Source organism: Aureimonas ureilytica DSM 18598 = NBRC 106430, assembly GCF_000382705.1.
Taxonomy (GTDB): Bacteria; Pseudomonadota; Alphaproteobacteria; order Rhizobiales; family Rhizobiaceae; genus Aureimonas; species Aureimonas ureilytica.
This window is the reverse complement of sequence record NZ_ARQE01000001.1, coordinates 410,984-424,710: the sequence shown is the minus strand read 5'-3', so window position 1 is coordinate 424,710 and position 13,727 is coordinate 410,984. Positions and strand designations below refer to the sequence as shown.

Annotated in this window: 14 protein-coding genes; 6 read left to right on the top strand and 8 right to left on the bottom strand. The window is 69.1% G+C overall.

Annotation, left to right across the window (positions count from 1 at the left end; all coding sequences use genetic code 11):
* Positions 1 to 65 precede the first annotated feature (65 nt).
* Positions 66 to 191, top strand: a complete 126-nt coding sequence (locus B146_RS30055) for a hypothetical protein (RefSeq protein ID WP_019994739.1) — start codon at positions 66 to 68, stop codon at positions 189 to 191.
* A 65-nt stretch (positions 192 to 256) separates the two neighbouring features.
* Here B146_RS30055 and B146_RS0101995 read toward each other — a convergent pair whose 3' ends face one another.
* Positions 257 to 1,489, bottom strand: a complete 1,233-nt coding sequence (locus B146_RS0101995; protein ID WP_019994738.1) for a GTP-binding protein — start codon at positions 1,487 to 1,489, stop codon at positions 257 to 259.
* A 243-nt stretch (positions 1,490 to 1,732) separates the two neighbouring features.
* Between B146_RS0101995 and B146_RS0101990 the strand changes: the two genes are divergently transcribed.
* The gene (locus tag B146_RS0101990; RefSeq protein WP_019994737.1) at positions 1,733 to 2,764 is read left to right on the top strand and encodes an aspartate-semialdehyde dehydrogenase; all 1,032 of its coding nucleotides are present in this window, start codon (positions 1,733 to 1,735) and stop codon (positions 2,762 to 2,764) included.
* A gap of 91 nt (positions 2,765 to 2,855) precedes the next feature.
* Here B146_RS0101990 and B146_RS0101985 read toward each other — a convergent pair whose 3' ends face one another.
* Positions 2,856 to 4,238 (bottom strand): Nramp family divalent metal transporter, encoded by a 1,383-nt coding sequence (locus tag B146_RS0101985; RefSeq protein WP_019994736.1) that lies wholly within the window; start codon positions 4,236 to 4,238, stop codon positions 2,856 to 2,858.
* Positions 4,239 to 4,449: 211 nt separating this feature from the next.
* On the opposite strand from B146_RS0101985, the gene B146_RS0101980 reads away from it, so the two are divergent.
* Positions 4,450 to 4,875 carry a Fur family transcriptional regulator gene (locus tag B146_RS0101980; protein ID WP_019994735.1) on the top strand — a complete coding sequence of 142 codons (426 nt, stop codon included), beginning with the start codon at positions 4,450 to 4,452 and terminating at the stop codon, positions 4,873 to 4,875.
* A gap of 74 nt (positions 4,876 to 4,949) precedes the next feature.
* On the opposite strand, the gene B146_RS0101975 is transcribed toward B146_RS0101980, so the two are convergent.
* Positions 4,950 to 5,387, bottom strand: coding sequence for an OsmC family protein (locus B146_RS0101975; RefSeq protein WP_019994734.1), 438 nt, complete (start codon positions 5,385 to 5,387; stop codon positions 4,950 to 4,952).
* 287 nt (positions 5,388 to 5,674) lie between these two features.
* Here B146_RS0101975 and B146_RS0101970 point away from each other — a divergent pair, with 287 nt between their 5' ends.
* The 3 genes from B146_RS0101970 (at position 5,675) to B146_RS0101955 (ending at position 8,167) form a co-directional block, all read left to right on the top strand.
* Positions 5,675 to 6,637, top strand: coding sequence for a tyrosine recombinase XerC (locus B146_RS0101970; protein ID WP_026358249.1), 963 nt, complete (start codon positions 5,675 to 5,677; stop codon positions 6,635 to 6,637).
* Positions 6,638 to 6,735: 98 nt separating this feature from the next.
* The gene (locus B146_RS0101960) at positions 6,736 to 7,764 is read left to right on the top strand and encodes a TraB/GumN family protein (RefSeq protein WP_019994731.1); all 1,029 of its coding nucleotides are present in this window, start codon (positions 6,736 to 6,738) and stop codon (positions 7,762 to 7,764) included.
* Positions 7,765 to 7,903: 139 nt separating this feature from the next.
* Positions 7,904 to 8,167 (top strand): hypothetical protein, encoded by a 264-nt coding sequence (locus tag B146_RS0101955; protein WP_019994730.1) that lies wholly within the window; start codon positions 7,904 to 7,906, stop codon positions 8,165 to 8,167.
* A 64-nt stretch (positions 8,168 to 8,231) separates the two neighbouring features.
* Here the strand turns inward: B146_RS0101955 and B146_RS27500 are convergent, their stop codons facing one another.
* From B146_RS27500 to odhB, 5 genes are all read right to left on the bottom strand, one after another.
* Complete coding sequence (locus B146_RS27500) at positions 8,232 to 9,596, bottom strand: GGDEF domain-containing protein (RefSeq protein WP_019994729.1); 1,365 nt, start codon at positions 9,594 to 9,596, stop codon at positions 8,232 to 8,234.
* Between the two features lie 232 nt (positions 9,597 to 9,828).
* Positions 9,829 to 11,247 carry a dihydrolipoyl dehydrogenase gene (gene lpdA, locus B146_RS0101945; protein ID WP_019994728.1) on the bottom strand — a complete coding sequence of 473 codons (1,419 nt, stop codon included), beginning with the start codon at positions 11,245 to 11,247 and terminating at the stop codon, positions 9,829 to 9,831.
* Between the two features lie 19 nt (positions 11,248 to 11,266).
* Positions 11,267 to 11,668: an MAPEG family protein gene (locus B146_RS0101940; RefSeq protein WP_019994727.1), complete on the bottom strand. Its 402-nt coding sequence runs from the start codon at positions 11,666 to 11,668 to the stop codon at positions 11,267 to 11,269.
* Between the two features lie 130 nt (positions 11,669 to 11,798).
* Positions 11,799 to 12,356, bottom strand: a complete 558-nt coding sequence (locus B146_RS24720) for a hypothetical protein (protein ID WP_155897311.1) — start codon at positions 12,354 to 12,356, stop codon at positions 11,799 to 11,801.
* Between the two features lie 93 nt (positions 12,357 to 12,449).
* Positions 12,450 to 13,712, bottom strand: a complete 1,263-nt coding sequence (gene odhB, locus B146_RS0101930; protein ID WP_019994725.1) for a 2-oxoglutarate dehydrogenase complex dihydrolipoyllysine-residue succinyltransferase — start codon at positions 13,710 to 13,712, stop codon at positions 12,450 to 12,452.
* Positions 13,713 to 13,727: the final 15 nt, after the last annotated feature.

Here is a 13,727-nt window from a genome sequence, read left to right as displayed (position 1 = left end):
GAACCTCAAGAGCTTGGCCGCATTCTGCCTCCAACGCACTGCATCGCTCTCTGGAGGAACATCTCATGATCCGCAGCATCATCAAGGCCCTGTTCGTGGGTTGGGTCACCAAGAAGATCGCCCAGCGCGGCGCCCGTCGCTCGGCGACGCCGCAGCCGGCCGGCACGCCCTATCCCGATCGCCGCGTCTGATCCTGAGACGCTGAAAAACGAAGGCCGGTCTCGCCCGAAGCGAGGCCGGCCTTTTTTGATGCGCCTCAGGCCGCGCGGCCCCATTGCGGGAACGGGTCGGGCAAGGCGCGGAAGCGGGAGGCCTCGAACGCGTCCGCCGGGCCGACGAGGCAATCGTCCAGCGCCGCGCGGATCGCCGCCTCGTCCATGCCCGCACCGATGAAGACGAGTTCCTGCCGCCGGTCGCCCCAGGGCGCGGACCAGTTGCGGCGCAGGAGGTCCTGCCATTCCGGCACATCGGGCCAGCGCTCGCGCGGCACCGCCGCCCACCAGCGCCCGAGGCCCGACACGCGCGCCACCGCCCCGGCCAGCGAGAACTCGCCCACCCAGTCCGGCCGCGTCGCCAGCCAGAAATGGCCCTTGGCGCGGATGAGACCCGGCCAGGTCGCCTTCACGAAAGCGTCGAAGCGCTGGGGGTCGAAAGGCCGGCGCGCCCGGTAGACGAAGCTCGAAACGCCGTATTCCTCGGTTTCGGGCTTGTGCGCCTCGGGCTCGTAAAGCTCCTTGTACCAGAGCGGATGCGTCTGCGCGGTTTCCTCGTGGAAGAGGCCGGTGTCGAGCACCTGATCCAAGGGCACGCGGCCGAAATCGGTTTCCACGAGGCGAGCGGTCGGGTTCAGCCCCTTCACCACGGAGCGCACCGCGCCGAGCGTCAGCTTGTCGACCTCGGAGGCCTTGTTGATGACGACGACGTCGGCGAACTCGATCTGCTCCACGAGGAGATCGACCAGCGTGCGCTCGTCCCCGTCGCCCGCCGTTTCGCCGCGCTCGGCGAGGAGCTGGTGCGAGCCGTAGTCGCGCAGCAAGCTGGAGGCGTCCACCACCGTCACCATCGTGTCGAGCCGCGCGCGGTCCGACAGGCTCTCGCCCGCCTCGTCGCGGAACGAGAAGGTGGCCGCCACGGGCAGCGGCTCGGCGATGCCCGTGCCCTCGATCAGGAGATAGTCGAAGCGCCCTTCCTCGGTGAGGCGTTTCACCTCCTCCATCAGATCGCCGCGCAGCGTGCAGCAGATGCAGCCGTTCGTCATCTCCACCAGCGTCTCGTCGGTGCGCGACAGGTCGGCCCCGCCCTCGCGCACGAGATCGGCGTCGATATTCACCTCGCTCATGTCGTTGACAATGACGGCGACGCGCCGCCCCTCGCGATTGTTGAGGATGTGGTTGAGCAGCGTCGTCTTGCCCGCCCCGAGAAAGCCGGACAGGACGGTGACGGGAAGGCGGGTATCGGTCGGCACCTCTTCGCAGCGATAGCGGCCCATGCGGGTCTCCTCTGTAATGTTATAATATTACATAGACCCATTCCAAAGCCGGCCGCAAGCCTGAAACCCGCTTCGCGCATTCGGGACGATTGACAGGGCGAGCGGGCTGGCGCATGAGGAACCCATGTCCGCGCTTTTGACCAAAACCACGATTACGCCCTGACCCTCGTTCCGCTCGCCCCCGGAACGGGGCTAGAAGCGCATGACGAGTTCTTGAGGGGGGCGATGGAACAGGTCAGACCCATGGGTTACAAGGTTGCAGTGGTCGGCGCGACGGGCAATGTCGGCCGCGAAATGCTCAACATCCTGGACGAACGCGGCTTCCCGGCCGACGAAGTAGTGGCGCTCGCGTCCCGCCGCAGCCAGGGCACCGAGGTTTCGTTCGGCGACAAGACCCTGAAGGTCAAGGCGCTCGAACTCTTCGACTTCTCCGACGTCGATATCTGCCTCATGTCCGCCGGCGGCTCGGTCGCCAAGGAATGGGCGCCCAAGATCGGCGCGCAGGGCTGCGTCGTGATCGATAATTCCTCGGCCTTCCGCTACGATTCCGACGTGCCGCTGATCGTGCCGGAAGTGAACGCCGACGCCGTGACCGGCTTCACGCAGCGCTACATCATCGCCAATCCGAACTGCTCCACCGCGCAGCTCGTCGTGGCGCTGAAGCCGCTGCACGAGAAGGCCAAGATCAAGCGCGTCGTGGTCTCGACCTACCAGTCCGTTTCGGGCGCGGGCAAGGAAGGCATGGACGAGCTGTTCGAGCAGAGCCGCGCCGTGTTCGTGGCCGACCCCGTCAGCGCCAAGAAGTTCACCAAGCGCATCGCCTTCAACGTCATTCCCCATATCGACGTCTTCATGGAAGACGGCACGACCAAGGAAGAGTGGAAGGTCATGGCCGAGACCAAGAAGATGCTCGACCCGAAGATCAAGGTCACCTGCACGGCCGTGCGCGTGCCTGTCTTCATCGGTCACTCCGAGTCGGTGAACATCGAGTTCGAGAACCCGATCACCGCCGACGAGGCGCGCGAGATCCTGCGGGAAGCCCCGGGCTGCCTCGTGATCGACAAGCACGAGGACGGCGCCTATGCGACGCCGATCGACACGGCGGGCGAGGACGCGACCTATATCTCGCGCATCCGCGAGGACCAGACCTTGGAGAACGGCCTCAACATGTGGGTCGTCGCCGACAATCTGCGCAAGGGTGCCGCGCTCAACGCGATCCAGATCGCCGAGCTTCTCGTCAACCGCAAGCTGCTCGGCGCCAAGAAGGCGGCCTGAACCGCAGGCAAGAAGGCGGCCTGAGCCGCGGGAACGCTCAGCTGAATGAAGGACGGCGCCCTTGCGGGCGCCGTTTTCGTTCTGGATCGTCTCAGCCGCCGAACCCGAGACGGGCGAAGTCGAACACGAGCTTCAGGTTCAGCACCACGATCAGGGTCGCGATCAGGACGGCGATGGCCAGAAGCCAGGCCGGCGCGCGGAACGCGCCCATCTTCCGGCGGTCGCGCGACATGAGGACGAGCGGCACGACGGCGAAGGGAAGCTGCATCGACAGGACGACCTGGCTGAACACGAGAAGCTCGCCGGCGCTCGCCTCGCCATAGGCGATGATGATGCCGGCCGCCGGCACGATCGCGAGGCCGCGCGTCACCAGCCGGCGCAGAACCGGCGAGATGCGCAGCCGCAGGAAGCCCTCCATGACGATCTGGCCGGCCAGCGTCGCCGTCACCGTGGAGGACAGGCCGGAGGCCAGGAGCGCGACCGCAAAGAGGATCGGGGCGAGCGCGGCGCCGAGCAGCGGCGCCAGAAGCGCGTGGGCCTCCTCCAGATCGCCCACCGTCCCATGACCGCTGGCGTGGAAGGCGGCGGCCGCCAGGATCAGGATCGAGGCGTTGACGAGCAGCGCGAAGCCGAGCGCCAGGGTGGAATCGGCGGTGGCGAAGCGGATCGCCTCGCGCTTGCCCGCCTCGTCCTCGCGATAGGCGCGGGTCTGCACGATGCCGGTGTGCAGGTAGAGATTGTGCGGCATGACGGTCGCGCCGAGAATGCCGAGCGCGAGATAGAGCTGCCGCTCGTCGGTGACGATCGAGGAGGAGGGCAGGAAGCCGGCCGCGATCGCCGCGATCGAGGGTTGGGCCAGGAAAAGCTGGCCGACGAAGCAGATCGCGATCACCAGGATCATGGTCGCCACGAAGGCCTCGACATAGCGAAAGCCGCGCGACTGGAGCCAGAGGATCACGAAGACGTCGAGCGCGGTGACGACGACGCCCCATTCCAGCGGCAGGCCGAACAGGAGCTTCAGCGCGATCGCCGTGCCGATCACCTCGGCGAGATCGGTCGCGACGATGGCGAGTTCGGCCAGAAGCCAGAGACCGAAGGACACGGGCTTGGGATAGGCGTCGCGGCAGGCCTGCGCGAGGTCGCGGCCCGTGGCGATGGCGAGGCGCGCGCAGAGCGCCTGCAGGACGATCGCCATCAGCGAGGACAGAAGCACCGCGAAGAGCAGCGTGTAGCCGAACTCCGAGCCGCCCGCGAGCGAGGTCGCCCAGTTGCCGGGGTCCATATAGCCGACGGCCACGAGATAGCCGGGGCCGAGAAAGGCGAGGAAACGCCGGAAGAACGTCCCGCCCTCGCCGATGCTCACGCTGCGGAAGGACTGGTGCAGCGACCCCTCGCCGCGACCCTGCGCAAAGCCCTGCTGATCGGGCGGGTTGGCGTGCGAAGGGGCGATCTCGGCCTCGGCCTGACGCGACATGGAAAACGATCCTCGACTGGACTGGGGGCAGAGCTAATCGCAAACTCGTGATCGGTCAATGCAAATGCAAATGATTTGCAGAAATAGGTGGAGTCAGACCGTCGCGTCGAAGCCGGGCCGGGTTCGCGCGTCCGGTGGAAAGGCGCCGCGCGAGCCTGCCGGCGATGCGAGACGTCTCGCGCCCGATGCAGTTTGCTTGTAGAGAGCGAACATGACCACGGCGAACGAAGCGCTCGACTACGAGACCCTGTTGCGCGAGGCGGGTGTGCGCATCACACGGCCGCGCAAGACGATCCTGCGCATTCTCAGCGAAGGCGGCGATCACCCCGACGCGCTGGAAATCTTCCGCCGCGCCTCGGCCGTCGATCCCTCGATCTCGCTGTCCACCGTCTATCGCACCATGCGGCTTCTGGAGGAGAAGGGTGCGATCCATCGCCACGCCTTCGCCAACGGCCCCTCGCGCTTCGAACAGGCGGACAGCGCCCATCACGATCATCTGATCGACATGGACACGGGGGCGGTGATCGAATTCCGCTCCGACCGGATCGAGGCGCTGCAGGACGAGATCGCCCGCGAACTCGGCTACGAGATCGTCTTCCACCGGCTCGAACTCTACGGGCGCAAGCGGCCGGACTGAGCGCGGCGGCTCAGCCGGCTCGTGGACCGCCCGGGCGAAGAGGCCCGCCGGCGCGGCGAGCCCCTTCGGACTTGTCAGACGAGTTTGGCGTCCAGCGAGACCTCGATCGCGCCGAGCGCCTTCGAGATCGGGCAGCCTTCCTTGGCCTTGGTGGCGAGCGACTGGAACGTGCCGTCGTCGATGCCGGGCACCTTGGCTTCCAGCGTGATGGCGCTGGAGCGGACCTCGAAGCCGCCAGCGGCGGCCTGTTCGACGCTGACCACGGCGCGCGCCTTCAGCTCGTCGGCGGGCGTGCCGTTCTCGGCCAGGAAATGCGACAGCTGCATGGCGAAGCAGCCGGCATGGGCGGCGGCCAGAAGCTCTTCCGGATTGGTGCCGGACTTGCCGGATTCGTCCTCGAACCGGGCCTTGAAGGAATAGCCGTGGTTGTCGAGCGCGCCGGACTGGGTGGTCAGAGCCCCCTTGCCGGTCGCCAGCGCGCCGTTCCAGATCGCGGTTGCATGACGCTTCATGATCGTCTCCTTCGAATGGACCGGGCGGCGCGGCCCGCCGTCCCGTCGGGCTTTGCGCCCATGAGTTGGCTCACGCACGCCGGACATCCGGTCGCGCGCGAAGCGTCCCGGCAAGGTTGTGGGGCAGGGCCACGGGGTTTCCAGCCTCGCAACGCTTCATTTACGAAAGTGCGGCGAGAGTGGACGCCGCGACGCCTCGCGCGAAGCAGGCGCCGGGCGGGTTCCCCGATCGCCTCCGGCCGAGCGCGCAGGGGCGCCGGCCCGCTTCGATGGTCGCAAGGAAGGCTCTGAGCATGAGTGCCCCCGTTCTCGTGTCGGCGACGGCGCCGCTTCTCGCCCTCAAGGCCGAATGGCTGCGCCGCCTGGAAGTGGAGCGCCGCGCCTCGCCGCTGACGATCGAGGCCTATGAGCGGGACCTCAGGCAGTTTCTTCTCTTCTTCGCGGCCTATCAGGGGCGGCCCGTCGCGCCGGAGGATCTCGCCGATCTGAAGCCCGCCGAGTTCCGCGCCTTTCTGGCCGATCGCCGGCGCGAGGGCGCGGGCGCACGCTCGCTCGGGCGGCATCTGTCGGGCGTGCGCTCCTTCGTGCGCCATCTGGAGCGCGAGGGCCTGGCCTCGGGCGCGGGCGCGGCCTCCATGCGCGCGCCCAAGCGGCCGAAATCCCTCCCCCGCCCGCTCAGCGTGCCCGATGCGCTGGCCGTCACCGAGGAAGCCGGCGCGACCGCCTCCGAGCCCTGGATCGCGGCGCGCAACGTCGCCGTCCTGACGCTGCTCTATGGCTGCGGCCTGCGCATTTCCGAGGCGCTGAACCTGCCGGGCGATGCGTTGGCCGACCGCACGGCGCGCTCCATGACCATCACCGGCAAGGGCAACAAGCAGCGCCTCGTGCCGCTCCTGCCCGCCGTGCTTGAGGCCGCCGCCGATTATCGCCGTCTCTGCCCCTATGCGCTCTCGGCCGACAAGCCGCTGTTTCGCGGCGCGCGCGGCGGGGCGCTCGGCCCCGGCATCATCCAGCGCGAGATGCAGCGGCTGCGCGGCTATCTCGGCCTGCCGGATTCGGCGACGCCGCACGCGCTGCGCCATTCCTTCGCCACCCATCTCCTCGCCAAGGGCGGCGACCTCAGAGCGATCCAGGATCTTCTCGGCCATGCCTCGCTTTCCTCGACGCAGATCTACACCGCCATCGAGGGCAACCGGCTTCTCCAGATCTACGACGACGCCCATCCCCGCGCCCGGCGCGGTGCCGCCTGACCCGAGCGCCCTATCTTCCGCTCTCCCCGCCGCCAAGCCCCTGCCCTAAAAGCTCCGCCCCAAAGCTCCCGTCCCTGCCGCCCTTCCGGATCGCCGCCATGCCGCCTCGCTTCCTGTCCCGTCTCCTGGCTCCGGGCCTTCTCGTGGCGCTTCTCGGCGCGCCGGCTTTCGCCCAAACGCCCGCCCCCGCCGCCTGTGCGCCGGGGACGAGCGCGCTTCCCGCCCTGGAGCGCAGCGGCCAGCTCGCCGAGGCGGAGGCGGAGGCGGCGAACGTGCCGAACGGCGAGGGCAAGCTGTTTCGCGTCGAGCGCGCGGGCGTCGCCCCGTCCTTCCTGTTCGGCACGATGCATCTCACCGACCCGCGCGTCCTGACCCTGCCGCCGCCGGCCAAAGCGGCCTTCGAGGCGGCCTCCGGCCTCGTGATCGAGACCACCGACGTGCTCGACCCCACGATCATGGCGACGGCGCTTCTGTCGCGCCCCGACCTCACCACCCTGCCGGCCGGCCAGACGCTGGAGACGCTGGTTCCCCCCGACGAGATGAAGCAGCTCGCGCCCCAGCTCGAGAAGCGCGCCATGCCGCTCGCCGCCGTGCAGACGCTGCAGCCCTGGTTTCTCGCAACCCAGCTTCTCGTCGCGCCCTGCGAGGCCGCGCGCATGAAGGAGGGCGCCAAAGTGCTCGACCTCGCCCTCGCGCAGGATGCGAAGGACAGCGGCAAGCCGGTGGAAGGTCTGGAAAAGGCGACCGAGCAGCTCGAAGCCCTCGCCTCCATGCCGCTCGATCTTCAGGTGGACAATCTCGCCGCGACGCTCGATCTCGTGGACGAGCTGCCCGATCTCTTCGAGACCATGACCGATCTCTATCTCAGCGGCCGCATCGCGCTGATCGAGCCCGCCACCTCGGCGCTCGCGCCGGCGGGAACCGACGAGGCGCGCTCGATCGAGGTGACGCAGCGCTTCGACGAGGCGGTGGTGGACCGCCGCAATGCGGTGATGAGCGAACGGCTTCAGCCGCTCCTGACGAAGGGCGGCCTCTTCGTGGCCGTCGGCGCGCTGCATCTGCCGGGCGAAACGGGCCTCGTGGAGAGCCTGCGCCGCACGGGATGGACGGTGACGCGGGCGGACTGACGCCGACACCGGACGCGCAAGAGGTGAGCGCTCCCAAGCCGAGCGCATCGCGGCCTCTTGCGGGCCGCTCGGCGCGGGAACCTTCCGGCCCTGGCACCGCTTCCCTTCCTGTCCGCTGTCGGACCCTCGGGAGGGTTTCATGCGTCCTCTTCTCGTTCTTCTTCTCGCCGCGCCGCTCGCCGGCTGCGTCGCGACGGAACCGCCGATCGGGCTCGCGCCCGAATCCTACCGCCCGCCCGTCCGCGCGGGTTGCGAGAACTATGCGGACCAGACCGCCCGCAACACCTACGAGAACCAGATCGACGCCGGGGATTCGCTGGGTTCGCGGCTTCTGACGCGCCAGCAGGCCGAGGATTCGGGCCGGCGCGCCTATGCGCGCTGCCGCAGCGGCCGGTTGAACTGATCGCCCGAATCGCGATCCAGGCCGCCTCGCCGCATGCAGACCTGTGCGGGACGGGCGGGACGGCTCACGCTTGCGCGCGCGCCCTGCCCTCTGCCGGCACCGCTCCGCGCTCGTCCCGCGCGATGTCGAGCAGGCGTCGCAGATCGGCCGTGTCCGGCACGGGCACCGCCTTCGGCTCGAAGGCCACGCGGTTGCGTCCCTCGTTCTTGGCGCGGTAGAGCGCCGTGTCGGCGCGGTCCAAGACGACGCGGCTGTTCTCGGCTTCCGTCGCCGTGGCCGCGCCCAGACTGATCGTCAGGCGCTCGCCCCGGCGGCCGGGATGGGCGATGTCGAGCGCGAGCACCGCCTCTCGCAGGCGCTCCAGCCGCTCGCTCAGGGCCGGCTCCTCGTCCGCCTCGAACAGAACCGCGAATTCCTCGCCGCCATAGCGCGCCACCAAGGCCTCGCCCGCCGCCTTGCGCAGCGCCCCGGCGACGCGGCGCAGGCATTCGTCGCCCGAGAGATGGCCCGCCGCGTCGTTGAGCGCCTTGAAATAGTCGATGTCGAGCAAGGCCACGCAGACCGGGCGGCTCGGCCGGGCGCGCACGAGATGCTCGATCAGCTGGGCGTCGAAGGCGCGCCGGTTGGGAATGCCGGTCAGCGCGTCCACCTTGGCGAGGCGCTCCATGGCGGCCCGCTCGGCGGAGGCCGCTTCGTTCTGAAGCCGGACCTGACGGCGCAGGAGAAAGCTTTCGCGGCGCAGGCTGCCAAGGCGTTCGCGAATCCGCCGCTGCGCGCCCCAGAGCGCCGCCATGCCGAGGCCGAAGGTCAAGGCCGACGCACCCGGCAGAACCACCAGCGCGGCGAGGATCGACGCGAGCGTGAAGGCCCCGGCCGCCATCCGGCTCCAGGCGTCCGGCAGCGGCGCGCCGCACAGGAAGGCCAGCGCCACGGGCGGCGCGACGAGAAGGGCGGGCGAGACCGGCTCCCCGGTCCAGGCCGGAAGGGCGAGAAGCGCCACCTGGAGCACGAGGCCGATCAGAGCCCAGACCATCGACGCGACCGCCAACCGGTTCGCCCGCGTCAGGGTGGACAGGGGAAAGGCGAGCAGGCAAAGCGCCAGAAGAAGCTCCACCGCCGTCGAGGTGGGCGAAGGAACGAGGGGCCAGATATCGGTCAGAAGCCCGAGGCCGATCCCGGCCTGACCGAGGCTCCAAAGGCGCAGCCAGGGCGGAAGGCGCTCGGCGCGCCGCGCGTCCCGCTCGGCCTGATAGATGTCTTCCAGCCCGTCCGCGAAGAGCGTCGGCCCGTGCGGCAGGCGTTCGAGCTCCCGCTCCACGGCCTGAAGCGGATCGTCGGACAGGCTGAAGTCCACCCGCGGATCGGCGTCGGGGCACTGCGAGCCGGGCATCCGGGGGATGCCGATCAGATAGGCGGCTGCAAGACTCATGAAAAGAACCCGTATCGAGACCGGCATCGTTGCAGGTCTGGAACGGAGGGACATTGGGGCCGAAACCGTTTCCGAGGTCTGAACTTTCCCGCCTTCGCCTGCGTCTCGGCCGATATGGTGAGGCCGAACTTAACGCTAGGGAAGATCGCGCACGAAAAAGGCCGGAACGGGGGTCCCGCTCCGGCCTCGATCGTCGCGCAGCGCCCGCGCGAACGCCGAGCGCTCTCGATTCCTACATGTGGATCGGCTTGGCGAAGGCCGCGAAGGCCGCCTCGCGCACGGCTTCCGACAGGGTCGGATGGGCGTGGCAGGTGCGCGCGAGATCCTCGGCCGAGCCGCCGAACTCCATGAGGACGGCCGCTTCCGCGATCATGTCGCCGGCGCCGAAGCCGAGGATATGGGCGCCGAGCACGCGGTCGGTCGCCGCGTCGGTGAGGATCTTCACGAACCCGTCCGTGTGCAGCATGGCGCGCGCGCGGCCATTGGCCGAGAAGGGGAACTTGCCGACCTTGTAGGCCGTGCCGTTCGCCTTCAGCTCCTCTTCCGTCGCGCCGACCGAGGCGACCTCGGGCGAGGTGTAGACGACGGAGGGGATGACGCCATAGTTCACGTGGCCGCGCTGGCCGGCGAGGATTTCGGCGAGCGCGATGCCCTCGTCCTCGGCCTTGTGCGCCAGCATCGGCCCCTTCACCACGTCGCCGATGGCGTAGATGCCCGGCACGTTGGTCTGGTAATGCGCGTCGATCTCGACCCGGCCCGCCTTGTCCATGGCGACGCCCGCTTCCGCAAGGCCGAGGCCCTCGGTGAAGGGCTTGCGGCCGGTGGCGATCAGGACGACCTCGGCTTCCAGCGTCTCGGCCTCGCCGCCCTTGGCCGGCTCGAAGGTGACGCTCGCGCCCGACGCGCTCTTGGCGACGGCCGTGACCTTGGCGCCGAGCTTGAAGTGGAAGCCCTGCTTGACGAGGAGCTTCTGGAACTGGCTGGACACGTCGGCGTCCATCGGTCCCAGGATCTTGTCGAGATATTCGACCACCGTGACGCGCGCGCCGAGGCGCGACCAGACCGAGCCGAGCTCGAGGCCGATCACGCCGCCGCCGACGACCACCATCGTGGCCGGCACCTTCTGGAGCGCGATCGCGTCGTCCGAGGAGACGATCGTGTCGCGGTCGAAGGCGACGTCGAGGCCCGGAATGCCCGCGACGGACGAGCCGGTGGCGATGCAGATCGCCTTGGTCTGGAGCGTGCGCTTGGCGCCGTCCTCGCCGGTCACCTCGACCTCGCCGGCCTTGGCGATGCGGCCGGTGCCGATGACGCCAGTGATCTTGTTCTTCTTGAACAGGAAGGCGACGCCGTCCGTGTTGGCGCGCACGGTCTTGTCCTTGTGCGCCAGCATGGTCGGCAGGTCGAGCTCGGGCGCGACCTTGATGCCGAGATCGCCGAAGGCATGATTGGCTTCGGCGAACATCTCGGAGGCGTGCAGCAGCGCCTTGGACGGGATGCAGCCGATGTTCAGGCAGGTGCCGCCATAGGTCGCGCGCTTTTCCACGACCGCGACCTTCAGCCCGAGCTGGGCGGCCTTCACGGCGCAGACATAGCCGCCCGGGCCGGAGCCGATGACGACGAGATCGAAGGTTTCAGTGGTGTCGGACATGGAGCCGTCTTTTCGTTTGTCAGAGGAAGCGAATGAGCATGAGGAGGAGCCCGATCACCGAAACCAGCCAGGCGAGGCTGCGGATATAGGGAACCCCGAAGAGGTAGAGCGGAAGATAGACGAGGCGGGCGACGAACCAGACGAGCGCCCCGGTCGCGCCGATCCCCCCGGTGCGCCCGGAAATGGCGAGCGCCAAAGCCAGCGCGATGAAGGCCGGCCAGGTTTCCTGGAAGTTGCGCAAGGCGCGCTCGGCCCGGCCGGCATGGAGGCCGAGGGGCTTGGCCTGCCCGTCGCGCGGGCCGGCGTTCCAGTCGGTGCCACGCTCGCGGGTCGCGAGCTGGCCCTGCAGGCCGATATGGATGAAGAGGAGAACGACGGACCAGCCCAGAAGGGCGAGTTCCAGAGACAAGGACGTGTTCATGATCGGGCAAGCTCCGCGAGCGGGCGCGTCCTGCGCCCCGGATGCCTTGAGCTAGGGCGCGGCGCGCGAGACTGAACCTCCACTGGGCCCCGAGCCGCGCGCGGGCGCAAGGCTCGGCAGGGGGCCGCGCTCACGGCTTGGCCGGCGCGTTCGACTGGGAGCAGTCGCCCTGCCCCTCCTCGAACGTCGCCTTGGACTGGCGCAGATTGCCCCGCACGACGCCCAAGGGCTGGAAGGGCGGCTCGGCCTGCACCGCCGGCTGCACGAGGCGCAGCTCGTAGCAGCCCGAGAACACGGTGGCCGTGCCGCCGCGCGTGGCTTCCACCACGGCCGGCACGCGGTAATAGGTCGAGCCCGCCGCGCCTTCGGACTCGGTGGCGCCGAGCTTCACGCGCACGCGGCTCGTGTCGGCATAGCCCTTGGCGAAGCTCTCGAAACCGGGCCGGTCCGGCTCGTCGCGAAAATAGCTCCAGGCGCGTAAGTATTCGCGCCGGTTGATCGCGTTGTAGAGGCTTTCGATGACGCTTGCGGCGGTGGAGCGGTCGTCGCGATAATCGGGCAGCGCGGCGTCCTGCGCCCTCGCGGGGCCAATGGCGGCGAGCGCGAGCAGGACGGCGAGGGCGGACGCCGCCGAACGGGGCGCGCGAAGGCGCGCGGCGCAGGCTGCCGCCATCGGTTCCCGGATCATGCGCAGGTGCCGGCCCATCTCGTGTCTTCGCTTGCCTGTCGGTCGGTCGAACGGCGGGCCGCCGCTCGTGGGCGGCCCGCTGTCTGGAGGTCTTTAGAGGTCGAGCACCAGACGCTCGGGGTCCTCCAGCGAGTCCTTGACGCGCACGAGGAAGGTCACGGCTTCCTTGCCGTCGACGATCCGGTGATCGTAGGACAGCGCCAGATACATCATCGGGCGGATCTCGATCTTGCCGCCGACCACCATCGGACGTTCCTGGATCTTGTGCATGCCCAGGATGCCCGACTGCGGGGCGTTCAGGATCGGCGTCGACATGAGCGAGCCGTAGACGCCGCCGTTCGTGATCGTGAACGTGCCGCCCTGCATGTCGCTCATGGTCAGCGAGCCGTCGCGCGCCGCCTTGGCGAGGCGGCCGAGTTCCTTCTCGATGCCGGCGATCGACATCTGGTCGGCGTCGCGCACCACGGGAACCACGAGGCCCTTGTCGGTGCCCACGGCCATGCCGACATGGCAGTAGTTCTTGTAGATGAGGTCGGTGCCGTCGATCTCGGCGTTGACGGCCGGGATTTCCTTCAGCGCGTGCGTCACGGCCTTGGTGAAGAAGCCCATGAAGCCGAGCTTCACGCCGTGCTTCTTCTCGAACAGGTCCTTGTAGCGGGCGCGCAGCTCCATCACCGCCGTCATGTCCACCTCGTTGAAGGTGGTGAGCATGGCGGCCGTGTTCTGGGCGTCCTTCAGGCGGCGCGCGATGGTCTGGCGCAGCTTGGTCATGCGCACGCGCTCCTCGCGCGGCGCATCCGTCGCCGAGGAGGCGGGGCGGGGCGCCGCCGGGGCGGAAGCGGCCGGGGCCGTCGTGCCCTTGGCGATCGCGTCGAGCACGTCGCCCTTCAGGACCTGACCGCGCTTGCCCGAACCCTCGACGTCGGAGGCCGCAAGGCCCTTCTCGGCCATGAGCTTCTGGGCCGAGGGCGCGGCCGGCATGTCGGAACCGGCGGCGGCGGGCGCGGCAGGAGCCGGCGCGGCGTTGCCGTAGCCTTCCTTGGCCGACGGCGCCGGGGTGGCCGGGGCGGGCGTCGCGGCGGCGGGCTTGGCCGAGGGCGCCGAAGCGGCGGCGGCACCGCCCTCGCCGATCACCGCGATCAGCGCGCCGACTTCCACCGTCTCGCCTTCCTTGACGACGATCTCGGCCAGCGTGCCGGCGGCGGGGGCGGGAACCTCCACCGTCACCTTGTCGGTCTCGAGCTCGGCGATGATCTCATCCTGCTCGACGCGGTCGCCTGCCTTCTTGAACCACTGGCCGATCGTGGCCTCGGTGACGGATTCGCCCAGCGTCGGGACTTTGACTTCGGTGCTCATCGCTTGCTCGTTCGT